The following is a 25,682-nucleotide window of genomic DNA, read 5'->3' as shown; positions in this document are numbered from 1 at the left end:
TCTCCGCGGGCCGCGGCGCCCTCACTCCGCGGCGAGGGTCTGCGGCAGGTCCCGGCGCAGGGCGACCGCGGTCGGCAGCACGGTCGCGACCAGGGTCAGCAGCAGCCCGATGCCGGCGACCGCGCCGATCGCGGCCAGGCCGAACGAGGGCGTCCCCGTGTCCGCCGCCCATCCCCCGGCCAGCGCGGCGACACCGACGGCCACCGCGCCCAGGATCGTGGCGGTGACGGTGTAGATGACCGCCTCCCACGCGGCGGCCGCCAGCACCACGGCCCGGGTCGCGCCGGCCGCGACGACCAGGGCGAACTCGCGGTCGCGGCGGCGGCCGGCCATGAAGATGGTGGCCGTGGCCCCCAGCAGGGCCAGCAGCAGCGGGCCGCCGAGCAGCAGGACGACCGAGCCCGCCGTCACCGTCCCGCCGTCCGAGGCGGTGCCGTTCGCCGCGTACAGGCCGCCGGCCAGGGCCACCGCGACGGTGATGGGGCTGATCGTGGCGGTGCTGCGGGCGACGCCGTACGCGGTGCTGCTGCGGGCCAGATACCAGGCGCTCGAGATCTGGTCGGGCACCAGGGCGGTCCACCCGCGCAGCAACCGGGCCAGGTACAGCGGCGCGAAGGCGGCCAGCACGCCCGCGGTCAGGGGGGCGATCAGCATCAACGGGACGGAGAGCTGGTCCGGCGCGGTGCCGGGCAGGCTGGCGACGATGCCGGCCACGGCCAGCACCGCGATCAGGCCGCCCACCCACCGGCCCGCGGTCATCGGCTGGTCGGGCCGGTCGGTCTCGTGCAGCGACCGGATCGGCGGCGTCCGGGCGGCCCGGCCGGCGCTGCGTGAACCGGCCAGCGTGACGACGAGGGTCACGAACACCACGACCGGAACGGCCCCGCCGGCGCCGAGGACCGGGCGCAGATCGGCCAGCTCGGGCGAGCCGGCCAGCGAGAACCTATAGAGCGGCCCGAGGAGCGGAAGCGCGGCCAGGCAGCCGAGCACGCTCCCGATCAACGAGACGACGAGCAGCTGGGTGGTCACCACGATCCGGACGTACGCCGGCCGGACGCCGACCAGCTGCCACAACGCGTACGCCCGCTGCTGCAGCGCCACGGTCAGGCCGGCCACCGAGCCGGCGACGATCAGCGCGGTGATCGTGGTGAAGGCGATCATCACGCCGCTGATCGCGTACAGGGCGAGGGCGTCCGTGCCCCCGGCCTCGATGGCGGTTCGGATGTCGCTCGCCGCCACCGCACCCACCGTCCCTGTGGCCAGGGCGATCAGCAGCGTGCCGAGCCAGATCCGGGCGTTGGCGACCAGGTCGCTCAGGATCAGCCTCAGCATGTGATCGCGGTGAACACGTCGTCGGCGCTGGGGTGGTCGAGCTCGCGGTGGATCACGCCGTCCCGCAGCACCAGCACCCGGTCGGCCCGGGCGGCCGCCTGCAGGTCGTGGGTCACCATGATCAGCGAGCGGCCGTCGCCCGGCACCTTGGCCAACAGGTCGAGCACCTGGGCGCCGGACTCGGTGTCGAGGGCGCCGGTCGGCTCGTCGGCGAAGACCACGTCGGGCCGCAGGGCGAGCACCCGGGCCAGAGCCACGCGCTGCTGCTGGCCGCCGGAGAGGGCGCCCGGCCGGTGCGACGCCTGCTCGGTGAGGCCCACATCGGCCAGCGCCTGATCGATCTCGGTCGCGCTGATGCGGCGGCGGGCCAGGCGGGCCGGCAGGGCGACGTTCTCGCGCGCGGTCAGCGACGGGATCAGGTTGTACGACTGGAAGACGAACCCGATGTGGTCGCGGCGCAGGGTCGCCAGCGCATTGCGGCTGAGCGAGCCCACCGTACGGCCCAACAGGCGCACCTCGCCGGCGGTCGCCGGTTCCAGCCCGGACATGCAGTAGAGCAGCGTCGACTTCCCCGACCCGCTCGGGCCGACCACGGCGACGAACTCTCCCGGCGAGACTTGCGCCGTGATGCCCCGCAGCACCGGCACGACCGGTCCGCCCCGTCCGAGCGGAAAGCTTTTCACGAGGTTCTCCACCTCGACCAGAACCGGCACCCCACGCTCCCAAGATCGCGAACTCACCGAACGGTAGCGTCTTTGTCATCGGCCACGGTCAGCGTGCGCAGCGCCGTGGTCCGGGCCCGCACCGACCGGACACCGAGAACGCCGACGAACCCGGTCAAAGCGATCAGCAGGACGGCGGTGATCGCCGACCGCCCGGGGGCCGCGGTGATCTCGAGCCATTCGAAGGTGAACGCGACGGTCGCCGCCGTCGGGAAGGTGAACGACCAGAAGCCGAGCGAGAAGGTCAGCCGCCGATAGCGCGGGACGAGCGCGAGCTGGATCAGGACGAACAGCGCCGCGAGCCCGGCCAGGGCGGCCGGCGCCGGGCTCGCGACCGGCCCGGCCAGGGCGAACCAGGCCAGCCCGGCCACCGGCGGCGGGGCCAGCAGGATGGCCAGGGTCGGCGTCAGCGCGTCGGGCAGGGCGGGCCGGACGATGATCCGCAGCAGGATCAGCGTGGTCACCACGACCCAGAAGAAGACGCCGACGCCGAACGCGGCCCAGCCGACTTCCGGCAGGCCCACGGTGGCCGCGGCGTCGGCCCCGACCAGCCCGGCCGCGACCGTCGGCAGCAGGTAGCCGCCGTGCACCGCCGCCAGCTCCAGCTCGCCCCGCAGCCAGGTGCTGATCAGCCAGCCGGCGAACACCGCCGCCGCGACCAGCGCCAGCACCACGACCAGGCGGCCGGCGCCCGCCGCGTACCGGCTGAGGTCGGCCCCGAGCAGCAGGGCGACCACGGGCACCAGCGCGGCCAGCGGCCCCTGGGCCGGATGCCGTAGCTGATCGCGCAGCCGCTGGGTGGCCCGGACGCCGCGGACGAGGTGCGCGGTCACCAGCCACAACCAGGCAACCGCGGCGATCACCCAGAACACTTGCGGCGCCCACCCCGGCAGCCCGAGCACGGGCGCCGCCGCACTCCACGCCTCGGCCACCCCAGCCAGCCCGAATCCGACGGCGAACGTGTTGAGCGGGATCCGCTGTGTCGTCACCCCCTCATCGTTCGGCGGTCCCGGCCGGCGCCCATACGTCGTTCGACCGGTGTGACCGCCGGCCCCTCCGCCGTCTCTCACGGGATGTCGATCAGGACTTTGCCCACCGTGTGCTTCTCCACGGCCTGGTGGGCGGCCGCCGCCTCGGCCAGCGGGAACCGGGTCAGCGGCAGGCCGGCGTCCGCGCCGACCCGGAGAGCCTTGTCCGCCACGGCCTCGGTGACCGCGGCGACGGCGGCGTCCTTCTGCTCGGTGGTCGTCACGTAGGTCAGGATGAACTGCAGCTGGACGCTCTTGACCATGCACTTCGCGGCCGGCACGGGCAGCGGGCCGGACCCGGGCGTGTAGATGGCGATCGTCCCCTGCTCGGCCACGACCTCCACGTCCAGGGCCATGTTGTGGGCCGCCGCCACCTCGACGATCACGTCCGGGGCGCGGCCCGACTCGCGGACCCGGGCCACGACGTCCTCGGCCCGGTAGTCGATCACCACGTCGGCTCCGGCCGCCCGGGCCAGGGTCGCCTTGGCCGGTCCGGCGACCGTCGTCAGCACTGTCGCGCCGGCCCACTTGGCCAGCTGGATCGCCGCGTTGCCGACCGCTCCGGCGCCCCCGGCCACCAGGACGGTCCGCCCGGCCAGGGCGCCCGGGGCCAGCCGCCGCGGGCCGTCGGCCGCGCTGGTCAGGGCTCGGTGCGCGGTCAGCGCCGGGATGCCGAGGGCGGCCCCCACGTCGAACGACACCCCGTCCGGCAGCGCGACGACGTGCCGCTGCGGCAGCACGACGTACTGCTGGGTGGTTCCCTCCGACCGCCGCCAGGCGGCGTCCCAGACCCAGACCCGGTCGCCGACGGCCACGCCCGTGACGCCCTCGCCGACCGCGTCCACCACGCCGGCGCCGTCCTGCCCCGGCACGTGCACCGCGGCCGTCGTGCCGTCGGTGGTCCCCCGCCCGGCCCGCGCGCCGACGTCGGTCGGGTTGACCCCGGCCACCGCGACCCGGACGCGGACCTCACCCGCGCCCACCGGCGGGACGTCCCGCTCGATCACGTGCAGCACCGACGCCGGTCCCGGCTTCTCGAACACCACCGAACGCATGACCGCCCCGGTCACAGCGCACCGACCGCGGTCGCCGCGACCTCATGGTCCTGCTCGGGCGAGCCGCCACCGGCGCCGATCGCGCCCACGACGACGCCGGCCGCGTCGTGCACGGGGATCCCGCCCGCCACGAAGATGAGCGGCGAGGTCGTCGCGGTGGCGATGGTGAACAGCGGGGCGCCGGGCTGCACCGCACCGCCGAGGTCGGCCGTCGCCGCGCCGAAGTAGACCGACGTGCGGGCCTTGGCCACCGAGGTGTCGATCGAGACCAGGGCGGCGCCGTCCATGCGGGTCGCCAGCACGACGTGGCCGCCGCCGTCGATCACCGTGATGGTGTAGGGGATGCCGATCTCCGAGGCCTTGGCGACGGCCGCCTCGGTCAGCCGCGTCGCCGTGGCCAGCGACAGGGTGACCGGTGAGATCTGGGCGATGGTCGGGGTCATGACACGTACCTCCTGAGAAAGTTGGTGCCTCCGACGGTGCCCGCGGCGCGGCCGGCCGCCATGCGTCATCCGACCTGCCGTCTTGAGATCGGGCAGCGCCGGGTGGGCGGAAGGGCATCCGTCTTGTCACTGATGAAGATCGCCGTAGACTGCGAACAGTGCCTGCTTCCCATCCCTCGCTCGTCGGGCGTGAGCAGGAACTTTCCCGGTTGAGCGGCCTGCTCGACGCGGCCGGGCCGGGCGGCTTCGCGGTGGTGGTCGAGGGCGACGCCGGCATCGGCAAGAGCACCCTGGTCGACGCGGTCTCGGAGCTGGCGGCTGAGCGGGGCTTCGGCGAATTGCGCTGTACGGGCGTCCACAGCGAGACGACGTCGGGGTTCGCCGGCCTGCACGAACTTCTGCATCCCGTGCTCGACCGGCTCGCCACCCTGCCGCCGCGGCAGCAGCAGGCGCTGGAGGTGGCGCTCGGTCAGGCCGACGGCCCCGCGCCGAGCCGGCTGCTGACCGGCCTGGCCACGCTCGGCCTGCTCGAGGAGTTCTCGGCCGAGCGGCCCGGGCTGGTGATCGTCGAGGACGCCCAGTGGCTCGACGCCTCGAGTGCCCAGGCCCTGGCCTTCGCCGCCCGCCGGTTGTCGCAGGCCCGCATCGTGCTGGTCGCGACCGTCCGGCCGGGTTTCGAGGTCTTCCCGGGCGTCCCGGTCCTTCCGCTCGGTCCGCTCACCCCGGCCGAGTCCGAGCAGTTGCTGAACGAGCAGCAGCCGGTCCTCGACCCGGCCGCTCGCGAGCTGGTGCTCTCCGAGGCGTTGGGCAACCCGCTGGCGCTCACCGAGCTTCCGCGGGCGCTGGCCACCGGCGCGCGGCCCGACGGCGACCGCTGGCTGCCGATGACGCGCCGCCTGGAGCAGGCCTTCCTGGCCGGGGCGGCCGGCCTGCCCGAGGGCAGCCGCCGGATGCTCCTGCTGATCGCGGCCGCGCCCGAATCATCCGTACGGCATCTGACCGCGGCCGCCGCGAGCGCGGGCCTCACCCTCGACGACCTCGCGCCCATCGAGCAGGCCCGGCTGGCCACCGTGGCCGGCGACCGGGTCACGCTCCGGCACCCGCTGGTGCGCTCGGCCGTCTACGGCGCCGCCTCGCTGGCCGACCGGACGGCCGCCCACCGCGCCCTGGCCGCCGCCGCGACCGACCCCGACCGAGCGGCCTGGCACGCGGCCGCGGCCACGCCGGACTACGACGACGAAGTGGCGGCCGCCCTGGAGCGGAGCGCGACCCGGGCCCGCGACCGCAGCGCGCTGATCGAGGCGGTCGCCGCCCTGCGCCGCGCGGCCGCGATGTCCTCGTCGACTGACGACCGGGTGCGCCGCCTGTCGGCCGCGGCCGAGCTGGCCCGGCAGGCCGGCGAGGTGGCCGGCAGCGCCGCGCTGGTCCGCGAGGCGTGGCCGCTGGCCGCCGACCCGGAGGTGCTGGCCCAGCTGATCCTGACCGAGGTCGCGCTGGGCGCCACCGCCGCGCACCCCGGTCACAGCACCGCGGAGCTGCTCGATCTGGTGGAGCGGCTGGCCGGGCCGGGCGGGGACGCCAACCAGGTGCAGCGCCTGCGGGTGCTGGCCACCGCGGCCAGCGCCCACGCGATCCACAAGCTCCCGGCCGACCTGCGGGAACGGCTCGACCGGGCCCTCGACGCGGCCGACGCCGGCTCGGGCAGCCTGCACGCGCTGGTCGGGCACGTGCTGATCGACCCCGTGCGGCACGCGGCCCGGGCCCGCCCGCAGATGCCGGGGCTGGTGCGCCGCCTTCGCGAGTTCCTGGCCGGCGCGGGCCGGTCCCCCAGCCGCTCCCAGATGATCATCGGGGTCGGGCTGGTGGCCGAGGCCCTGCACGACTTCCCGGCCGCGCTCGACTGCTGGGAGCTGGGCGTCGGGTACTTCCACCGGGCCGGCGCCCCCGGCGACGAGGCCTGGACGATGCGCCAGCGGGCGGTGGTGCGGATTGGGCTGGGGCGGTTGCGCGACGGCCTGGCCGACGCCGAGATGGCGCTGCGGCTCGGTTCCGATCTGGGGTCGCGCGTCACGGTGGCCGACGCCGCCGTCGCCGCGGCCCGGGCGTACGCCTGGCAGGGCGACAACGAGCGGGCCCGTACGGTTCTCGGGGAGGCCGACGGACTCGGTGTCACCTTCGTCCGGGCCCGGGCCAGTTGGTCGGCCGGCCTGATCGCGCTCAACGAGCACCGGTACGAGGACGCGTGGATCGCCCTGAGCGCCGCGCAGGCCAGCGACACGACCGGCCTGTGGTCGCTGGCCGACCTGACCGAGGCGGCGGTGCGCACCGGCCGCGGGCCGCAGGTGCTGCCGCTGCTCGAGCGGGCGGCCCGGTCGGCCGAGGCGTTCGCCAGCCCGTACCTCGACAATCTGGTGCATCGCGGGCTGGCCCAGGCCGAGCCTGGGGCGGGCGCCGAACAGCACTTCGAGGCGGCGTTGAACGGCGGCGCCACCAATCCGGGTGCCCTGGAGGTGGCGCGCACCCGATTGGCGTACGGGACCTGGCTGCGCCGCCGCAAGCGGATCGTCGACGCCCGGGAGCACCTGAGCGCGGCCCTGCGATCGTTCGAGACGGCGGGCGCACGCCCCTGGGCCGAGCGGACCACGACCGAACTGCGCGCGGCCGGCGTCGCACCCGCGGCCCCGCAGACCTCGGCCGCCGCATCGGCCCAGCTCACGCCGCAGGAGTTGCGCATCGTCGAGCTCGCCGCCGAGGGCCGCACCAACAAAGAGATCGCCGACCGGCTCTACCTGTCGCACCGGACGATCGCCACCCACCTCTACAAGGTCTTCCCGAAGCTGGGCATCAGCAACCGCAACCAGTTGCGCGACGCGCTGGCCGCTCTCAGCCGGTCCTGACCACGGCGGCAGTGGCGCACGTCGCTGGTGCTTACGTCATCGGACGTATGCCAGTGCCGTCACCTCCGCGCCGATGATGGCGGCGGACGGAGGTGATCGGGGATGGCGGAATTTCCTCAGGGGGCGGTGCTGCTCGGCCGAGCGGCCGAGGAGGGTTCGATCCGGACCGCCCTGCACGACAGCACCGGCGGGCCGCGGACGCTGGCCCTGGCCGGCGAGGCGGGCATCGGGAAGACGGCGCTGCTGCGGCACGGGGTCGCCCTGGCCCGGGCCGAGGGCTTCCTGGTGGTCGACGTGCCGCTGGGCGCCGGCCGGACGCTGCTGGGGTCTCTGCTCGAGGCGGCCGGACGCCCGGCCGGCGACGTGCCGTCGACGCCGGTGGCGCTGCGGATGGCGGTGCTCAACGTCGTCGACCACCTGTGCCGCCGCGGCCCGGTGCTGATCGTCCTGGACGACATCGGCCCGGACGATGCCGAGACGCTGGCGCAGGTGCGGTTCGTCACCCGGCGGCTGCCGAGCCGGCGGGTGGTCGTGCTGATGGCCTCGCGCAGCCTCGCCGCCTTCGGGCCGACGGACGCCGGCACGACCATCTGCCCGGTGCCCCCACTTTCGGCGACCGCGGCGGCGGGCCTGCTGGACGGGCTGTCCGATGCGCCGGCCGGCCGGGAAAGGGCCCGTGTTCTGCGGCTGGCCCGCGGCAACCCGTACCTGCTGTCCCGGCTGGCCTCGTCGAGTGTGGAACCGGCGGGGCGCGACTTCGGTCTTCCGGCGGCCACCGCGCGTCTGCTGCTGGTGGCGGCGGCCACCGAGGAGGACGACCTCGGCGCCCTGCTCGCGGCGGCCGGGGCCGACCTGCGGGACTGCCGGGTCGCCGAGGAGGCCGGGCTCGTCTCGGTGATCGCGGGCCGGCTGACCTTCCGGCATCCACTCACCCGGCTGCAGTGCTATCTGGCCGCCGCCCCGGCCGACCGGCGCGCCGCGCACGCGGCCCTGGCCGGCTCGTTGCCGCCGGGGGCGCCGCTGCGTGACTGGCACGCCGCCCGGCTGGTGCGCCCGACCGACGACGGCGCGGCGACGGCGTACGAACGGGCCGCCGACGCCGCCGCGAGCCGCGGTCGCGGCCTGGACGCGGCGGCGATGCTGGAACGCGCCGCCGAGTGCGCCCGCGACGACCGGGAGGCGGCCCGGTTGTACGGCCGGGCCGCGGCCGAGGCCGACCGCAGCGGCGACATCGCGTGGACGCTCGACCTGTGGCGGCGGATGCTCACCCGGTCCGGCGACCCGCACCGCCGGGCCGCCACGGCGGCGGCGCTCGGCAACACGGCGATGTTCCGGCCCGGCCGGACGGTGCTGCGCCCGCTGAGCCGGCTGCTGGCCGCGCCGCCGGACGATCCCGGACTCGTCGCGCGGCTGTTGTCGCTGGCGGCCCGCTCGATCCTGAGCGACGGCGACCCGGCCGACGTGGTCACGCTGCGCGGGCTGCTCGACCGGCCCGCCCCGGACGGGCCCTGTCACTCGACCGCCCTGGCCCACGCCGTCGCCGACCCCGCCGGATGGGCCGGCCGCTACGGCGCCCTGCACGACTCTCCGCTGATGGAACCGCTGACCGGCAACGAGGAACGGGCCCGGCTGATGTCGGTGGCCGGCACCGCCTGGGTCGTCGACGACAGCGGGATCGCGGCCGACTACTACCGCCGGGCGATGGAGTGGACCCGCAACGAGCAGTCGTACGGGGTCTCCGCCCTGGCCACCGTGGTGTTCACCGAAGTGCTGCTGGAGGGCGGGCTGCTCGACGAGGCGGCGGCGGCGCTGCGGGACGCGACCGAGTTCGTCGGCGGCAACCGTTCCGCCGTGGTGCGGCGGGCCCTCGACGCCCAGCGGGTGACCCTGCTGATCCGTCGGGGTGAGCTCGACGACGCGGCCGCCCGGCTGGAGCAGGATTCGGCGGCCGGGCCGGTGGGCAGCCGGCTGGTGCGCTACCTGCGGCTGCGGGCCGCCGGTCAGCTGGCCGCCGCGACCGGCGACCACGACGCGGCCTGCACCGCGTTCCTGCGGGCGTTCGGGCCGGACGGTTCGCCGCTGCACTTCCTGATGTCGCAGCGCTCGGTCGTGGACCTGGCGGCGGCCGCCCTCGCCACCGGCCGCCAGGCCGAGGTCGCGGGAGTGCTGCGGACGGCCCGAACCCGGGTTTCACGCCCGACCGCGCGCCGCGACTGGTCGTGGCGGGCCGCCCTGGCCCTGCTGCACCCGGACGACGACGCGGCCGGCCCGCGGATGGCGGCCCTGCTGGCCGAGCCGGCCGCGGCCGACCGGTGGCCGCACGAGTACGCCACCGCCCAGGCCGCCTACGCCGACCGGCTGCGGACGGCCCGGCGCTACGCCCAGGCCCGGCCCCTGCTCGTCTCGGCGCTCGACATCTTCGTCCGGGCCGGCGCCCGGCACGACGCCGCCGGCGTGCGCGAGAAGCTGCGGTCCGTCGGCGTCCGCCCGGCCGGCGGCGGCGAGCCGCCCTTCACCGCGCTGACCCCGCAGCAGCAAATGATCGCCCGGCTGGCCGCCGACGGGCTCTCGAACCGGGACATCGCGGCCCGGGTCAGCATCGCCCCGCGAACCGTCAGCTTCCACCTCTATCAGATCTTCCCGAAGCTCGGCATCACCCGCCGCACGCAGTTGCGCGGCGTCGTGACGGCCGCCTGACCGGCCGGAGGACACCGTGGACGGAACCGACCTGCTCGGCCGCGACCAGGAACTGGCGACGCTGAGCGCCCTTCTCGACCCGGCCCGGCGTGGCGCCGCCACGACGGCGGTCGTGGCCGACGCCGGGCACGGCGCCTCGGCCCTGCTGGCCGCCGCGGCCCGCATCGCCCGCGAGCGCGGCTTCCGGGTGCTGAGCACGACCGGCCACCAGGACGAGAGCGACCTCGACGGCCTGGTGGCCCAGCGGTTGCTGATCGGGCTGCGGCCGGAACTGCGGGACCTGCCCGAACCGGCCCGGACGGCCGCCCTCGACGCCCTGCGGCTGCGTGCTCCGGACCCGGCCGCGCTGGCCGGGGCCATGGTGGACAGCCTGCGGGCCGGGCTGGGGCGGCGGCCGGGTCCAACCCTGATCACCGTGGACGACCTGCACCTGGCCGACGCCGTGTCGGCCCGGGTGGTGGCGGCCCTGGCCGGATCGCCGCCGGCCGGGCCGGTCGTGATCCTGCTCGGGGTGCGCCGCTTCCGGGCGGCGGCGCTGCTCCCGCCCACGGCCGGCGTCCTGACCCTGGGCCGGTTGACCGACGGCGTCATGGCCCGGCTCCTGGCCGCCCGGCTGCCGGACGTCGCCGGGCGGGCCCGGCGGCACCTCCTGCGCCTGGCCGACGGCCGGCCCCGCGCCGTCGCCGGCTACGCCGCCTTGTTCCCGGCGGCCACCACGGCCGACGTGCTGCGTCCCCCGGCGATCTGGACGGCCCAGCTGCGGCAGCGGTACGAGGCGCTGCTCGGCGGCCTGGACCGGGCCACGTCGGATCTCGCCGGCCAGGTCAGCGCGCGGCTGGGGAACGAGTCAGCGGCGGTGGTGCTCGCCGCCGCGGCCGTGTCCCGGCCGGTTCTCGAGCGGGCGGTCGAGTCCGGGCTGCTGGAGACGACCGGCGACAGTGTGCGCTTCGCCGATCCGCTGGCCGGGCTGGCGGCGTACCTGTCCCGGCCCGCTCTCGACCGGGCCGAGGCGCATCAGCGTTTCGCGGCCGCGCTACCGGCCGGATCCCTCGCCCAGGCCCGGCACCTGGCGGCGGCCACGACGGGACCCTCCGAACCGGTCGCGGCCGCCCTGGAGCTGAGCGCGCAGCGGGCCCCGTCGCCCGGCGACCGGGCCGAGGCGCTGCACCGGGCGGCCGAGTTGTCGCCGGATCCGGCCGAGGCGGCCCGTCGCTGCGCCGCCGCGCTGATCAGCGCCGGGGCGATCGGCCAGACGAGCTGGGTGCGCGAGCTGTACGCCGAGGCCTGCCGCCACGACCCGTCGATGATCACCACCGAGGTCGCCGCCGAGGCCGCCCTCGCGCTCGCCCGCTCGGCCCGCCAGCGCGAGGCGATGGACCTGCTGCTCGATCACGCCCGGGAGCGGCCACCGGCCGACGCCGGCCGGCGGATGCGACTCGCCGCGGCGGCCGCCGTGGTCGCCCGTCTGTCCGGTCTGGACGAACACCGGTCGGCCGTGATGCGCCTGCCCGGCGGCGGTTCCGCTCTGCCGAACTGGGCGGCGGAGACGGCCGACGCCGCCGGTAGGACGGCCGAGGCGATAGCGCTCCGGCAGGCCGCCCTGGCCCGGTCCGAGGGCCTGACCGAGCTCCCGGAGATCTTCCTGCCGCTGGCCAGCGGTCTGATCGACGCGGGCCGCTGGCCCGAGGCGGACGCGCTGGCCGACCGCGCCCGGGCTGCCTGCGACACGGCCGACCTGCGCCTGCTCGAGGTCGAGATCGTCGCCGTGCGAGCCACGCTGGCCGGCCTGCGCGGCGACGGGCCGGGCGCCCGCCGGCTGGTGGAGTCGGTGTGGACCCGCATCGACCTGCACCAGAACCGCCGGGTGGCGGCCCGCCTGCGGCAGAGCCTGGGCATCTCCGCCTTCGCCGAGGGCGACCACGAGGCCGCGTACCGGCACCACCGCGCCCTGTTCGGGCCGGACGGCACGCCGTTGTATCCGGACCACACCGGCCACATGCTGCTGGGCCTGGCCGTGACCGCGGTCCGCACCGGGCGCGCGGCCGAGGCGCTGCGGGTGCTCGACGCCTCCACCGGACCGGACAACGCGCGTCGGCGGATGCGCCAGGCCCAGGTGCGGGCCATGCTGACCGACGACGACACCAGCGAAACCGCCTTCCGGGCCGCCGTGGACGATCCGGCCGGCGAGGACTGGCCGTTCGAACGCGCCCTGGCCCGGTTGCACTACGGCACGTGGCTGCGGCGACGACGGCGTTCCCTGGACGCCCGCGTCCATCTGTCGGAGGCGGTGGCGCTGCTCGACCGCCTGGGCGCCGAAGGGCTGGCCGAGATCGCCCGCACCGAGCTGACCGCGGCCGGCGAGACACCGGACGCCGAATCGGGTCCGCTGCAGTCGCTGAGCCCCCAGCAGCGGCGGATCGTCCGGCTGGCGGCCGACGGCCTCAGCAACAACGAGATCGCGACGCATCTGCGCATGTCACCTCGTACCGTCGGGACCCATCTCTACAACGCGTACCCCAAGCTCGGCGTCGGCGGCCGCCGCCAGCTCAACGCCTTGCTCAGCAACGGGAAGTGACCGCACACGACCCGTCGATCGACGTATGGGGCCCGCCCGCGCGACGGGCACCGTCAAGACGTACAAGCGAAGGAGGGAAAGAATGTCCGATCTTCTGGACGAGGTCCTGGCCGCCTACGGGGGCCGGAGCACCTGGCAGAGCAAGAACCGGATCAGCGCCCGGCAGTTCTTCGGCGGCGCCCTGTGGGCCCTGAAGGGTCACCCCGGCGCGCTGGACGACGTGCGGGTCACCGTCGACCTGCACCGCGAGCACACCCGGCAGGAGCCGTTCTTCGCCGACGGCCACCACACCGACTTCACGCCCGGCCGGATCGCCGTCGAGGACGAGAACGGGGCCGTCGTCGAGGAACTGCTCGACCCGCGCGCGTCGTTCGCCGGTCACGAGTTCGCGACGCCGTGGACCCGGCTGCAGCTGGCCTACTTCTCCGGCTACGCCATGTGGACGTACGTGACCGAGCCCTACTCGCTCACCTTCCCCGGTGTGCAGGCCGACGAGATCGGCGGGTGGACCGAAGACGGCCGCTCGTTCCGGCGCCTGCTCATCACGTACCCGGACGACATCGCCACCCACAGCCCGCAGCAGACGCTCTACATCGGCCCGGACGGGCTCATCCACCGGCGCGACTACACCGTCGACATCGCCGGCCGCACGCCCGCGGCCGAGTACACGTCGGACTTCGTGCAGGTCGCGGGCCTGACCGTCCCGGCCACCCGATTGATCTATCCGCACGACGAGAACGGCCTGCGCCTGCCCGAGCCGCTCGTCGTGTCGATCCACCTGACCGGCATCGAGGTCTCGTAACTTTCGGAAAGTCCTCCGATCTTCTCGCTTCGGCGGTCAAAAGTTTGCGGCGCGCCAAGATCGTGGCCTGCGCCTGCGGAGCCGGTCAACGCCCCGACGGAGAGTTCGATATTTCCGCAAGGTTTCCGTAAGTTGTTGACAAGCTCACGTCGGCGGGGCCACCATCTCGCAATGACGGGCTTCGATGGCCGTCATCCCCCGCCACGGCGTCCCGCCCGGGTCCGGCCGTGGCCGGGGGGCTGATCCCCGACAGCCCCTCACGAGGAGGACGCACTCAATGACCGCAGAACCCGCACCCCGGCGTCGCGGACGCCTTCGCCTGTTCGCCGGCGCCGCCTGCGCCCTGGCGATGACGGTGTCCGGCGTGATGGTGGCCGGCACCGCGCACGCCGAGGCCGACCGCACCGTCTCGTCCAACACGACCGGCACCCACAACGGCTACTACTTCTCGTTCTGGAAGGACAGCGGCAACGCCAGCATGACGCTGCGCGCCGACGGCCGGTACTCCAGCAGCTGGGACCGCAGCACCAACAACTGGGTGGGCGGCAAGGGCTGGGCCACCGGCACCCGCCGGACGGTCAGCTACTCGGGCACCTACAACCCCGGCAACAACAACACCTACCTCGCCCTGTACGGCTGGACCCGCAACCCGCTCATCGAGTACTACATCGTCGAGAACTTCGGCAGCTACAACCCGAGCAGCGGCGCCACCCGGCTGGGCACCGTCACCAGTGACGGCGGCACCTACGACATCCTGCGCAGCCAGCGGGTCAACCAGCCCTCGATCGACGGCATCCAGACGTTCTACCAGTACTGGAGCGTCCGGCAGTCGAAGCGCAGCAGCGGCACCATCACGGTGGCCAACCACTTCGACGCGTGGGCCCGGGCCGGGCTGAACCTCGGCACCAACCACAGCTACCAGATCATGGCCACCGAGGGCTACCAGAGCCAGGGCAGCTCGGACATCACCGTCCGCGAGGGCAGCAGCGGGGGCGGCGGCAACCCGACCACTCCCCCGCCCGGCGGTGGCGGCGGCAGCAACTGCACCGCGGTGCTCTCGGCCGGCCAGCAGTACGGCGACCGCTTCAACCTCAACGTCGCCGTGCAGAACACCAGCAACTGGACCGTCGGGCTCACCCTCAACGGCGGTCAGAGCCTGCAGAACAGCTGGAACGCCTCGGTCAGCGGCACCACGGGAACAGTCACCGCGCGGCCCAACGGCAACGGCAACAACTTCGGCGTGACGATCATGGCCAACGGCAACTGGACCTGGCCCACCGTCACCTGTCGCACCAGCTGACGATCGACCGGCAGGTCCCGGCCCTCACAGAGGCGCCGGGGCCTGCGGCTTTCCCCACAGGTAGCCCTGACCGTAGAAGACGCCCATCTCCAGCAGCGCGTCCCGCTCGGGGGCGGTCTCGACGCCCTCGGCCAGCAGGGCGGCGCCGACCTCCTTGGCGAAGCCGGCCAGCGACCGGGCCAGGGCGCGGCGCACCGGGTCCTGGTCGACCCCGCGGACCAGCGAGATGTCGAGCTTGATGGTGTCCGGGCGCAGCTGCAGGATGTGGTTGAGGCTGGCGAACCCGGCGCCCGCGTCGTCCACGACCAACTGGATGCCCGCGTCCCGCAGCGGCCGCAGGTAGGCGTTGAGCTCGTCGTAGTCGCCGACCGGGGTGTGCTCGGTCAGCTCGACGCCGATCCGCCGGTCGGCGTACGGCAGCAGCAGATCACGCGCGGCCGAGGTGCTGACCGCTTCGGGCGACAGGTTGACGCCCAGCCACATGTCGGCCGGCAGCTGGTCCCGCAGGCGCAGGGCGCGCTCGAGGGCGAGCAGTTCCAGGTCGATGCCGAGCCCGCACACGGCGGCTGCCGCGAAAGCTCGGTCGGGGCTGGCGAAGGTGGCCGGCTCGAAGCGGGACAGTGCCTCGAAGGCGACCGTGACGCCGTCGGCCAGGCGGACCACCGGCTGCACCACGGCGCGGACGGCATGCGTACGCAGGACGTCGCGGACGACGGCCTCGACCTGACGGCTTTCCTGACCGGCCCGGGCGGCGTCGCTGCCGAGGTGGTCGCCGACGAGGTCGGCCAGCAGGCTCATGTAGCGGGCGGCCTGGACGTCGAGGTCGGGGTCGGCGCTGCGGCTCAGGCAGCACAGCATGCCGGCGATGTTGCCGTCGGCGTCACGCCAGGGCGCTCCCACGTACGAGCCGATGTTCATGTCCTGGGTGACCGAGAGATCGCGGGTGACCGGGTGCCGGCGCGCGTCGGTGATGACGGCCGGCAGCGCCCCGGCCACGACCCGCGCGCAGAACGAGGCGGAGAGGGGGGTTCCGCCGCCCACCGTCACGTTCATGCCGGCCAGCAGGCCGGTCGCGGCCGTGATGACCTGCTGATCGCCGGTGAACCGGCTGATCCAGGCCACTTCCATGCCCAGGTACGTGCGGGCCAGCTCCAGCAGCCGGTCGATCTGCGGATCGTCCGGGCCGGCGGCGGGCGCCGCGACCACCTCCGGCGCCGTGGAAATTTGCACGAAGCTCCCATCGGCCGTCCCGGCTCACTCTTGAGTGCTTACGCGCGCCGCGTGCATCCAAGGCGGGTGGTCCCGACGAAGTACGGGTTGGTGGCGCCGATGCCACCGCCCGACATCCGAAAGGACGCCCGAAGATGAGGTTCACCCGGATCGCCGCCGTGGCCACCGCGGCCGTCGCCGCCTCGGCCCTCACCGCCGCGCCGGCCTCCGCCCACACCAAGACGCTGAAGACGAGGTCGCTGGCCGCGGTGCTGACCGCCGACAAGAGCGGCTTCGACCGCAACGGGTACGACTACGACATCCTGACCGCCGCCGTGCAGGCCGTGCTCAAGGCCAAGCCGGCCAGCAAGGTCGCCGTGCTGGCCGACGGCAAGGTCGCGCTGACCGCCTTCCTGCCCAACGACCTCGCGTTCCGCCGGCTGGTGGCCGACATCCAGCACACCAAGCGGCTGCCGGGCGAGAAGGCGGCGTTCACCGCGGTGGCCGGGCTCGGCATCAACACCGTCGAGTCGGTGCTGCTGTACCACGTCGTCCCGGGCGCCACGATCACCCGCAAGGCCGCGCTGAAGTCGGACAACGCCAAGCTGACGACGGCGGCCGGTTCGAAGATCAAGGTCGACGTGTACGGGCGGTGGCACAAGCGGGTCGCGCTGATCGACGCCGACCGCAGCGACCGCAACCCGCACGTCATCCGCTTCGACATCAACAAGGGCAACAAGCAGATCGCGCACGGCATCGACCGGGTGCTGCGTCCGATCGACCTTCCCTGATCCCCCGGGGGCTGGCGACGGTTGCCAGCCCCCACCCGCGGGGTTACCGTTGGGAGCGCTCCCAGACCGGACGTCCCCTTCGGAAGGAAGCATCTTGTCCCCCACCCTCTCCCCACGGCGGCTGACTCTCGCCGCCACCGCCCTCGTCTGTGCCGCGGCCGGCGTCGGACTGGCCGCCGGTTCCGCCTCGGCCGGCACCCTTTCCGGCACCCTCTATCGCGACCCCGACACCGCCGTGGCCCGCTGGGTCGCGGCCAACCCCGGCGATTCCCGTACGGCGCTCATCAGCTCGAGGATCGCCAGTCAGCCCGCCACCCGCTGGCTCTCGAACTTCAATCTGAGCACCGTGCAGTCCGAGGTCTCCACCTACGTCGGCGCGGCCGCCGCGGCCGGACAGGTTCCGGCCCTGACCGTGTACGGCATCCCCAACCGCGACTGCGGCGGCGCCAGCGCCGGCGGGGCCCCCGACCTGACCCAGTACCAGACCTGGGTCAGCGGGATCGCCCGCGGACTGGCCGGCCGGACCACGCTGATCCTGCTCGAGCCCGACTCGATCGCCCTGCAGACCTGCCTCAGCAGTGGCGAGATCACCGCCCGCAACCAGGCGCTGGCCACCGCGACCCGGACGCTCAAGGCGGCCGGGGCCAAGGTGTATCTGGACGGCGGGCACTCGGCCTGGAACAGCGGGGCCGAACAGGCCCGCCGCCTGGCCGACGCGGGCATCGCCGACGGCGACGGCTTCTACACCAACGCCTCGAACTTCCAGTCGACGGCGAACGAAACTGCTTTCGGCCGTACGGTCCTGAGCTCGCTGTCCGGCCGGGGCATCACCGGCAAGCGCCAGGTGATCGACACCAGCCGCAACGGCGGCGCGGCCGGCGACTGGTGCGGCGACGACAACACAGACCGGCGGATCGGGCGCTACCCGACGCTCGACACGGGCGACGCGAGCATCGACGCGTACCTGTGGATCAAGCCGCCGGGCGAGGCGGACGGATGCCGGTACGCGGCCGGCTCGTTCCAGCCCGACCTGGCCGCCAGCCTGGCCACGGGCGCCTCGAACCCGCCCACGACCACCCCGCCCACCACGACCCCGCCGGCCACAACCCCGCCGGTCACCACGCCTCCGCCGACGACCACTACCCCGACGACCAATCCTCCGGCCGGCGCGTGTGGCGCCGCCTACGTGACGTCGAGTTCGTGGCAGGGCGGCTTCCAGGGCCAGGTGACGGTCAAGGCCGGCGGCGGCGCGGTCAGCGGCTGGTCGGTGTCGTGGACCCTGGCCGCCGGGCAGACGGTGAACCAGGTCTGGGGCGGTGTCCTGTCGGTCAGCGGGTCGACGGCCACCGTGCGCAACGCGGCCTGGAACGGCTCGCTGCAACCGGGCGCGACGGCCGAGTTCGGCTTCATCGCCTCGGGTCCGGCCGGCGCACCCGGCCTGACCTGCACGGCCTAGCGAACCGGGAGCTTCACGCGGCGGCCCAGGCCGACCTCGGGAGCGGCGGTGTCGGTCACCATGGCGTACGCGCCGGCCGGCACCCCCTCCCGGGTCGCCACCTTCGAGGCCGCGGCCAGCAGGGTCCGCTCCCGCGCGCCGGCCAGGAAGAAGACGTACTCGTCGCCGACCTCCTCACCGTCCTCGTACTCCTCGAGGCCGAACTCCTCCTCCAGGTCGATCAGGAAGTCGCCGACGTCGTCGATCCACTCGTCGTCAGCGGTCACCGGGAAGTGGATCTCCACCATCACTGCCATGCCGACGATGATTCAGCACCCGGCGCGTGGGCATGCTGGTGGGTATGGAATATCGCACGCTCGGGCGCAGCGGATGCGCCGTCTCCTCGCTCTGCCTGGGCACCATGACCTTCGGCAACGAGTCCGACGAGAAGGTGTCGCACGCCCAGCTGGACAGGTTCGTCGAGGCCGGCGGCACGTTCATCGACACCGCCGACGTCTACACGCGGGGCGAGTCCGAGAACATCATCGGCCGCTGGCTGTCCGCCCGCCCGGCCGACGTCACCGAGGCCGTCGTGATCGCCACCAAGGGCCGGTTCCCCATGGCGTCCGACCCCAACGGCGCCGGGCTGTCGGCCCGCCATCTGACCCGGGCGCTCGACGCCTCGCTGAGCCGGCTCGGCGTCGAGGCTGTGGATCTCTACCAGGCTCACTCGTGGGATCCGTACACCCCGCTCGACGAGACGCTGCGCACCCTCGACGGGTTCGTCCGGGCCGGCAAGATCCGCTACTACGGCTTCTCGAACTTCACCGGCTGGCAGCTGACCAAGGCGGTGGCGCTGGCCCGCGAGCTGGGGCTGGCCGGCCCGGTGAGCCTGCAGCCGCAGTACAACTTGCTCGTACGGGAAACCGAGTACGAGATCGTGCCGGCCGCGCTCGACGCCGGCCTCGGCCTGCTGCCGTGGAGCCCGCTCGGCGGCGGCTGGCTCACCGGCAAGTACCAGCGGGACCAGCGGCCGACCGGCGCCACCCGCCTCGGCGACAACCCGGAACGCGGGATGGAGGCCTACGACCGGCGCAACTCCGCGCGCACGTGGGACGTGGTCGACGCCGTGCAACGGATCGCCGAGGCCCGCGGCATCTCCATGGCCGAGGTGGCGCTGGCCTGGGTCACCGACCGTCCCGGCGTGACCGCCACGATCCTGGGCGCTCGCACCCTGGACCAGCTGGAAGCCAACCTGAAGGCGGCCGGCCTGCACCTCACCGAGGACGAGACGAGCGCCCTCAACGAGGCCAGCGACCCCCGGCCCAACGACTACCCGTACGGCCCGCTCGGCCTCGACCAGCGCAGCCGCACCATTTAAAGCACTCCGCGCAGGAAACGGTCGGGCCGCGCCACGGTGACGCGGCCCGGCCGACCGGTCCCGGCCAGCAGACCGTCGAGGTCCTCGATGGGCAGGCAGCCCGGCGCGGCGTCCGGATGATCGAGCGCGAGCAGCACCGCGCCGTCCGGAATGCCGGCGGCCACGTCCCGGGGATCGCACCCGTGGCCGATGTAGGCCCACCGGTACCCGATGACCTCGTCCAGCCGCACCCGTGGCCCGCCGCGGACGCTGATCCACGGATTGGGCAGCACCCGGCCCGCCTGCGGAAGCGGCCCGGCGACGGCCCGGGGAAGCCGGCGGGCGGGCAACGGCTTGCCGCCGGCACGGGCTCCGAGCCCGGGCACCGAAGCCAAGACTCGCAGCACGGCCCGGCTGAGCCCCATCGCCGTACGGCTGCGGGACTGCACCAGCCGGCCGATGCGCAGGGCCAGCTTTGTGGAGCTCTCGACGTCGGGCCGGCGCTCCGATGCGTACCCGTCGAGCAGGTCGGGACCGCTCACGCCGTTCACCACGTCCGCGAGCCGCCAGGCCAGGGCGATGGCGTCGCGCATCCCCAGGCCCAGCCCGAGCCCGGCGAACGGCGGCATGGCGTGGGCGGCGTCCCCGGCCAGCAGCACCCGGCCGGCCCGCCACCGGTCGGCCATCCGGGCGTAGAAGGTGAAGACGGTGGCCCGCTCGATGTCCACGTCCCCGGGCTTCACCCAGTCGCCGACCAACGCCCGCACGGGCTCGGCCGCGGCCATCGCCTGCGGATCCTCGCCCGGCAGCAGCATCCATTCCCAGCGCCACCGGTCACGTTGCGACATGGCCACCGCCGGGCGGTCCGGGTCGAGCACGAACGCGATGCTCGCGCCGCCGTCCGTGGCGCCGCCGACCCCCGGCACAGCGCCGGCGCCGTCCCGGACCGGGGCGTCGACCACCAGCCACGGCTGCGCGAACGTCCGGCCCGGGAACCCGATCCCGGCTGCGGCACGCACCGCACTGCCGGTGCCGTCGCACCCCACCAGCCATTGGGCCGTCACGCGGGTGCCGTCGTCGAGCAGCACGCTCACCTCTTCGTCGTTCTGCTCGAGGCCGCGCACACTGCGCCCGGCCAGCACCTCGACGCAGCCGGTGGCGACGGCGGCGGCGCGCAGGGCCGCCTCCAGCGCGGGCTGGTCGAGCCGGACGATCTGCGGCAGCCCGTACGCCCGGGCGGTCTGCTCGACCATCAGCAGGGGCCGATGGTCGCGGTCGACCACGCCGTTGCGGGCCAGCGGCGTCGCCCACTCCTCGAGCGGGGGCAGGCCGGGCAACGCCGTCAGCATGCGGATCGACTCGATCTCGAGCACCGCGGCCCGGGGCTTCGGGTACGGCCGGTCCTGGGGCTCGACCACGATCACCGGCACCCCCCGGCTACCGAGCAGGACGGCCAGCATCGCCCCGACCGGGCCCATTCCGGCCACGACGACGGTGGTTCGCTTCGGGTCACTGTTGTCCACGGTGCTCCTCAACCCATTGCTCGAGCAGGCGGCGGTCGAGCATCTCGATCGACCCGGACGTCACGCCCAGCGTGCGTTCGACGATCTCGGTGTAGACGCTGACCATGGCGTCGACGGCCGGCCAGTCCGCGTCGTCGAGCAGCAGCCGCCCGGTCGCGTCCACCAGGTCCTGCACGATGGTCACCAGCGCGGCGGCCACCGCCTCGGGCCGCTCCACCCGGAAGACGCCGGTCGCCGCGCCCTCGCGGAGGATCGGCGCCAGCAGTGGCCCGAACCGCGCGATGCCGGCTGCCCGGGAGCGTTGCATGACGACGGCGTTGTCGTCGGAGTGCAGCACCCGCAGGGCGGCCATGAACGCCCGGTCACAGACGCGGGCGCCGGCCAGCACCACGAAAGCCTGTCGTAGCCGCTCCAGCGGTGGCTCATCGCTTCCGGCAACCGGCGCCAGCTGACTCTCGTACTTGCGGATCACGCGGTCGATGAACGCGTCGAGCAGCGCCGGCTTGGAGTCGAAGTAGTGATAGAAGGCGCCCTTGGAGATGGCCAGGTCGTCCAGCAGGTCCTGCACGGTCATCTGCTGGTAGCCCTTGGTCGCGATCAGCCGGTACGCCGCGGTGAGGATGGCGTCGCGCCGGGCCGCATGGTCGCGCTCGTTCACCGTACGGGCCATGCCGCTCCTTTGTCAGACCGACCGTCGGTCTATTTATAGCACGCGTTGCGAGTTAACAATGTTTTTAGATAGACGTAAATAAATCTGATACACCGGCTCACCGACTCTTCGGCGTCGCAGAATCCTGACCATGGTGAGCTGGGGACGGATCGTGACGGCCGGGGCGATCGTGGCCGGCATTCTGGTGGGGACGGCCGCGCCCGCTTCGGCGGCCGTCATCTGCAACCGCTACTGCGACGGGCGGGACGCGGGCCAGGCCGGCGGCGACCGGACGCCGGTGCGCAGCACGCTCTACGGGCGCATCTTCACGCTGCACGTCGACGACGCCAACTCGATGGGGTGGGGCTCGATCGACGGCGGCCAGGCGGGCGACGAGGTGTGGCTGGACCGGTCGTTCGACGGCGGCCGCACCTGGGCGAGCGGCAGCCGGCTCGGCGGCGCGGTGGTGCCGGCCGGCGGAACCGGCGCGAGGGGAACCATGGTCAACGTCGACGACTGGGTGAACCGGGGCGTCGGCGCCCTGCGCGCGTGCGGCAAGGCCGGCGACCGGCCCGAGATCGCCTGCACCGCGTGGGCCCGCAGCACATGGAACGCCGCCGACCGCGGGCGGGCCGCGGCCACCGCGCTGATGATGCGCTACCGCCAGGACACCGGCCTGTGGGACGACAACGCCTGGTGGACCAGCGCCAACGCCCTGACCGCGCTGATCGACAACATCCGGGTGTCCGGGATGGACAGCTACCGGTACGCGATCGCCAACACGTACGACCGGCAGCTCGCCAGCCGCCAGGGCCAGTTCCGCAACGAATACCTGGACGACACCGGCTGGTGGGGCCTGGCCTGGATCGCCGCGTACGACCTGACCCGCGACAGCCGCTATCTGAGCACCGCCCGCGCCGACGCCGACCACATGCACGCCTACTGGGACACCAGGTGCGGCGGCGGCATCTGGTGGGACACGGCCCGCACCACCAAGGTGGCCATCGCCAACAGCCTGTACATCCAGCTCAACGCCGCGCTGGCCCAGCGCCTGGCCGGCGACACCGTCTACCGCGACCGGGCCCGAACCGGCTGGACGTGGTTCGCCGGCACCGGCATGCTCACCTCGGCCAACATCGTGATCGACCGCATCGACCTCGGCACCTGCCGCGGCACGAGCGGCCCGCTCACCTACAACTCCGGCGTCCTGATGAACGCGCTGGTCCAACTGAACAAGGCCACCGGCGACGCCAACGCGCTGACCGTGGCCCGCCGCATCGCGGACGCCTCCACCACCAGCAACGCCCTCAACTCGGGCAGCATCCTCCGCGAGCCCGGCGAGGGCGCCAGCTGCACCGGCGACCAGCCCTCCTGGAAGGGCGAGTACGCCCGCGGCCTGGGCGTCCTCAACGACGCCACCGGCGGCGCCTACGAGACGTACCTGCAACGCCAGGCCACCTCGGCCTACACCACCAACCGCAACGCCCTCGACGAGTACGGCATCCACTGGGCCGGCCCCTTCGTCCCCAGCGCCCACGCCTGCCAGCACGCCGCCCTCGACCTGCTGAACGCCGCCACCTGATACCGCGGCTCCGCTTCGGTGCAGCAACGGGCGAGCGTACGGCCGACGGGCGCGAGCAGGCGGGTCGTGACCAGGTCACGCAGGCCCCGGTGCGCCAGCTGCATGCTCAGGCCGGGCCTGGTCGACAGGTGACGCCGCGGTGCTGCAGTTCCCGGTTGTCCCCCGTGTCGCCGACCCAGCCGGGCCTCGACGGACGAGAACTCCGGGGCGAGGATACGGCTCGAATTTTGTAGCCTCCTTTCTCATGGAGGAGAGCGCACGGTTCTACCGGCAGCCCAGCGTGACCTCGGACCTGGGGCGCCACCGGGATCGGGTCGTCGGGCTTCCGGCGGAGCCTGAAACGCTCGGTGCGGTCGTGCGCAGTCTGCTGGTTCACAACCACACGGCGAAGGTGCGGGGGCTGCGCTTTTCGGCTGGGCGCCGGGCGCACATCGAGACCGTGGGGGCCGAGGCGATCGTGGACAACGTGGTCGGCATTGATTCGGCGCCTTTGGATCGGGCTCGGCCTGTCGGGCGGAGGATGTACGGGTTCTGTTATCACTTCGCGCTGCTGCACTGTGCCTTGCTGCGCGCTGTGGGGACGGCGGCTCGGGTTCGGTGTGGGTTTGCTGGGTATTTCGCGAAGGGGCGGTGGATCGATCACTGGGTGGTCGAGTACTGGGACGGTTCCCGCTGGGTTCTCACCGATTCTCAGACCGGGCGCAGCGATCTGACTCGAGACGACTTCCAGGACGGCGTGACCGCGTGGAAGCTGTGCCGCGCCGGCGCCGCGCAACCGGCCGTGTACGGCAACGGGGAGCTGTGGGGGTGGGACGAACTGCGGGGCAGCCTGATCAACGACGTGGGCGCCCTCGACAAGGTCGAGGTGGCGGGCTGGTACTGGTGCGACCGGCTGCAGGTGGAGCCCCTCGATCAGCCGCACGAGGAGCTCGACCAGGTGCTCGACGTGGTGTCGGTCGCCGAGGTCGGCGAGTGCTTCGAGTTGTATCCCGATCTCCGGCCCCCGGCCGATGCGGTCGCGCGATGAGCGAGATCCCGGATCTCGGGCCGGTGCCGCAGCGGATCGCCGTCGAGGTGGCGCAGGTGCACCGGCTCATAGCTGGGCAGTTTCCTCAGTGGGCCGAGCTTCCGGTCAAGCCGGTGGCCGTCGGCGGCTGGGACAACTGGACCTTTCACCTCGGCGCCGACAAGTTGGTGCGGCTGCCGAGCGCCGCCGAGTACGCCCTGGCGGTCGAGAAGGAGCATCGGTGGCTGCCGGTTCTGGCCGACCGGCTGCCGCTGCCCGTTCCGGTTTCCCTGGCCAAGGGCGAGCCGGATGCGGGCTATCCCTTCCCGTGGTCGGTCTACCGGTGGATCGACGGGGCGCCGGCCAGCCGCGAGAGCATCGCCGACCCGGTGCGGTTCGCGCTCGACCTGGCCGAGTTTCTGGCCGCCCTGCAAGGCGTCGACGCCACCGACGGCCCGCGCCCGGGTGTGCACAACTGGTTCCGGGGCGGAACTCTGCGCACTTTCGACAAAATGGTCGAGGATGCCGACGACTCGGACCTGGTGCGGGAGATCTGGGCCGCGGCCCTCGACGCCCCCTGGGACGGGGTGGACCGCTGGTTTCACGGGGACATCGCCCGCGGCAACCTGCTGCTCGATGACGGCCATCTGTCGGCCGTCATCGACTTCGGGACATGCGGCGTCGGCGACCCGGCCTGCGACCTGGCGATCGCCTGGACGCTTCTGACCGCCGACGGCCGGAAGGCCTTCCGCGAGCGGCTGTCGGTGGACGACGCGATGTGGGCCCGGGGACGCGGATGGGCGCTGTGGAAGACCCTCGCCAGCAGCGTCGAGGACGAGCCGGAGAGCCGGCGCATCCTCGGCGAGATCTTCTCCGAGTACGCCGATCAGTCCTGCGGGTAGCAGTTGTCCTCCGGGTACCAGCGGGAGGCGTACCCGTTCCAGACGGCCCGCCACTTGTACACGTCCTCGTCGATCCGCGCGAACGTGTAGAACTCGCGGACGTCACCCCCGCCGAAGTCGACCCGGGCCGACATGACGGCGCCGTCACGCGGCTCGGCGTCGTAGATGTCGATCGTGTGGTAGCCGGCGTACCAGTGGAACGTGGCGCGCCCGAGGTAGGTCTTGTTGTCGGCGAAGTAGCTGATGCTCAGCCCCTCGCGCTCGCAAAATTCGCTGCGGGTGAAGGCCTGCGCCGCCTGGGTCGAAACGAGCAGACCCGCCGCGGCGACCAGCACCATGACCAGCACGCGGCCGACCGTCTTCCGTACCATCTG

The 25,682-nt window shown here is 73.6% G+C and carries 21 protein-coding genes; 11 read left to right on the top strand and 10 right to left on the bottom strand.

Annotated features, from left to right (window positions below; all coding sequences use genetic code 11):
* Positions 1 to 21: 21 nt before the first annotated feature.
* The 5 genes from OWR29_RS01355 to OWR29_RS01335 all read right to left on the bottom strand — a co-directional run bounded on the left by OWR29_RS01355 (position 22) and on the right by OWR29_RS01335 (position 4,580).
* Positions 22 to 1,332, bottom strand: a complete 1,311-nt coding sequence (locus OWR29_RS01355) for an FtsX-like permease family protein (protein ID WP_267560388.1) — start codon at positions 1,330 to 1,332, stop codon at positions 22 to 24.
* Positions 1,326 to 2,072, bottom strand: a complete 747-nt coding sequence (locus OWR29_RS01350; RefSeq protein WP_267560387.1) for an ABC transporter ATP-binding protein — start codon at positions 2,070 to 2,072, stop codon at positions 1,326 to 1,328. The genes OWR29_RS01355 and OWR29_RS01350 overlap by 7 nt, the downstream gene beginning before the upstream one ends.
* Complete coding sequence (locus OWR29_RS01345) at positions 2,069 to 3,043, bottom strand: SLAC1 family transporter (protein ID WP_267560386.1); 975 nt, start codon at positions 3,041 to 3,043, stop codon at positions 2,069 to 2,071. Before OWR29_RS01345 ends, OWR29_RS01350 begins: the two co-directional genes overlap by 4 nt.
* Positions 3,044 to 3,120: 77 nt before the next feature.
* Positions 3,121 to 4,137 (bottom strand): NADPH:quinone reductase, encoded by a 1,017-nt coding sequence (locus OWR29_RS01340; RefSeq protein ID WP_267560385.1) that lies wholly within the window; start codon positions 4,135 to 4,137, stop codon positions 3,121 to 3,123.
* An 11-nt stretch (positions 4,138 to 4,148) separates the two neighbouring features.
* Complete coding sequence (locus OWR29_RS01335; RefSeq protein WP_267560384.1) at positions 4,149 to 4,580, bottom strand: GlcG/HbpS family heme-binding protein; 432 nt, start codon at positions 4,578 to 4,580, stop codon at positions 4,149 to 4,151.
* A gap of 158 nt (positions 4,581 to 4,738) precedes the next feature.
* Between OWR29_RS01335 and OWR29_RS01330 the strand changes: the two genes are divergently transcribed.
* From OWR29_RS01330 to OWR29_RS01310, 5 genes are all read left to right on the top strand, one after another.
* Positions 4,739 to 7,477 carry an AAA family ATPase gene (locus OWR29_RS01330; RefSeq protein WP_267560383.1) on the top strand — a complete coding sequence of 913 codons (2,739 nt, stop codon included), beginning with the start codon at positions 4,739 to 4,741 and terminating at the stop codon, positions 7,475 to 7,477.
* Between the two features lie 102 nt (positions 7,478 to 7,579).
* Positions 7,580 to 10,174, top strand: a complete 2,595-nt coding sequence (locus tag OWR29_RS01325; RefSeq protein WP_267560382.1) for a LuxR C-terminal-related transcriptional regulator — start codon at positions 7,580 to 7,582, stop codon at positions 10,172 to 10,174.
* A 16-nt stretch (positions 10,175 to 10,190) separates the two neighbouring features.
* Positions 10,191 to 12,749, top strand: a complete 2,559-nt coding sequence (locus OWR29_RS01320; protein ID WP_267560381.1) for a helix-turn-helix transcriptional regulator — start codon at positions 10,191 to 10,193, stop codon at positions 12,747 to 12,749.
* An 82-nt stretch (positions 12,750 to 12,831) separates the two neighbouring features.
* Positions 12,832 to 13,551 (top strand): hypothetical protein, encoded by a 720-nt coding sequence (locus tag OWR29_RS01315; protein WP_267560380.1) that lies wholly within the window; start codon positions 12,832 to 12,834, stop codon positions 13,549 to 13,551.
* Positions 13,552 to 13,828: 277 nt separating this feature from the next.
* The gene (locus OWR29_RS01310) at positions 13,829 to 14,851 is read left to right on the top strand and encodes a glycoside hydrolase family 11 protein (protein WP_267560379.1); all 1,023 of its coding nucleotides are present in this window, start codon (positions 13,829 to 13,831) and stop codon (positions 14,849 to 14,851) included.
* A 24-nt stretch (positions 14,852 to 14,875) separates the two neighbouring features.
* On the opposite strand, the gene OWR29_RS01305 is transcribed toward OWR29_RS01310, so the two are convergent.
* Positions 14,876 to 16,081 carry a sensor domain-containing phosphodiesterase gene (locus tag OWR29_RS01305; protein ID WP_267560378.1) on the bottom strand — a complete coding sequence of 402 codons (1,206 nt, stop codon included), beginning with the start codon at positions 16,079 to 16,081 and terminating at the stop codon, positions 14,876 to 14,878.
* A 134-nt stretch (positions 16,082 to 16,215) separates the two neighbouring features.
* On the opposite strand from OWR29_RS01305, the gene OWR29_RS01300 reads away from it, so the two are divergent.
* Both OWR29_RS01300 and OWR29_RS01295 read left to right on the top strand, forming a co-directional pair.
* The gene (locus OWR29_RS01300) at positions 16,216 to 16,851 is read left to right on the top strand and encodes a fasciclin domain-containing protein (RefSeq protein WP_267560377.1); all 636 of its coding nucleotides are present in this window, start codon (positions 16,216 to 16,218) and stop codon (positions 16,849 to 16,851) included.
* Positions 16,852 to 16,945: 94 nt separating this feature from the next.
* Positions 16,946 to 18,307, top strand: a complete 1,362-nt coding sequence (locus tag OWR29_RS01295) for a glycoside hydrolase family 6 protein (RefSeq protein ID WP_267560375.1) — start codon at positions 16,946 to 16,948, stop codon at positions 18,305 to 18,307.
* On the opposite strand, the gene OWR29_RS01290 is transcribed toward OWR29_RS01295, so the two are convergent.
* Entirely contained in the window at positions 18,304 to 18,603 is a 300-nt protein-coding gene (locus OWR29_RS01290; RefSeq protein ID WP_267560374.1) for a hypothetical protein, read from the bottom strand. The genes OWR29_RS01295 and OWR29_RS01290 overlap by 4 nt on opposite strands.
* A 44-nt stretch (positions 18,604 to 18,647) precedes the next feature.
* Here OWR29_RS01290 and OWR29_RS01285 point away from each other — a divergent pair, with 44 nt between their 5' ends.
* Positions 18,648 to 19,667 carry an aldo/keto reductase gene (locus tag OWR29_RS01285; RefSeq protein ID WP_267560373.1) on the top strand — a complete coding sequence of 340 codons (1,020 nt, stop codon included), beginning with the start codon at positions 18,648 to 18,650 and terminating at the stop codon, positions 19,665 to 19,667.
* On the opposite strand, the gene OWR29_RS01280 is transcribed toward OWR29_RS01285, so the two are convergent.
* The gene (locus OWR29_RS01280; RefSeq protein ID WP_267560372.1) at positions 19,664 to 21,169 is read right to left on the bottom strand and encodes an FAD-dependent monooxygenase; all 1,506 of its coding nucleotides are present in this window, start codon (positions 21,167 to 21,169) and stop codon (positions 19,664 to 19,666) included. The two genes, OWR29_RS01285 and OWR29_RS01280, sit on opposite strands and share 4 nt — an antisense overlap.
* Positions 21,156 to 21,839, bottom strand: coding sequence for a TetR/AcrR family transcriptional regulator (locus OWR29_RS01275; RefSeq protein ID WP_267560371.1), 684 nt, complete (start codon positions 21,837 to 21,839; stop codon positions 21,156 to 21,158). The genes OWR29_RS01280 and OWR29_RS01275 overlap by 14 nt, the downstream gene beginning before the upstream one ends.
* A 130-nt stretch (positions 21,840 to 21,969) precedes the next feature.
* Here OWR29_RS01275 and OWR29_RS01270 point away from each other — a divergent pair, with 130 nt between their 5' ends.
* The 3 genes from OWR29_RS01270 (at position 21,970) to OWR29_RS01260 (ending at position 25,308) form a co-directional block, all read left to right on the top strand.
* A complete protein-coding gene (locus OWR29_RS01270) occupies positions 21,970 to 23,400 on the top strand; it encodes a glycoside hydrolase family 76 protein (protein WP_267560370.1) in 1,431 nt (476 codons plus the stop codon).
* Between the two features lie 244 nt (positions 23,401 to 23,644).
* On the top strand, positions 23,645 to 24,427 hold the full coding sequence (locus tag OWR29_RS01265) for a transglutaminase-like domain-containing protein (RefSeq protein WP_267560369.1): 783 nt from the start codon (positions 23,645 to 23,647) through the stop codon (positions 24,425 to 24,427).
* Positions 24,424 to 25,308 carry an aminoglycoside phosphotransferase family protein gene (locus OWR29_RS01260; RefSeq protein ID WP_267560368.1) on the top strand — a complete coding sequence of 295 codons (885 nt, stop codon included), beginning with the start codon at positions 24,424 to 24,426 and terminating at the stop codon, positions 25,306 to 25,308. The genes OWR29_RS01265 and OWR29_RS01260 overlap by 4 nt, the downstream gene beginning before the upstream one ends.
* Here the strand turns inward: OWR29_RS01260 and OWR29_RS01255 are convergent.
* Entirely contained in the window at positions 25,293 to 25,679 is a 387-nt protein-coding gene (locus tag OWR29_RS01255) for a hypothetical protein (protein ID WP_267560367.1), read from the bottom strand. The two genes, OWR29_RS01260 and OWR29_RS01255, sit on opposite strands and share 16 nt — an antisense overlap.
* Between the last annotated feature and the right edge of the window lie 3 nt (positions 25,680 to 25,682).

Source organism: Paractinoplanes pyxinae, assembly GCF_026626335.1.
Classification (GTDB): domain Bacteria; phylum Actinomycetota; class Actinomycetes; order Mycobacteriales; family Micromonosporaceae; genus Actinoplanes; species Actinoplanes pyxinae.
This window is presented reverse-complemented; position numbering and strand designations above follow the sequence as displayed.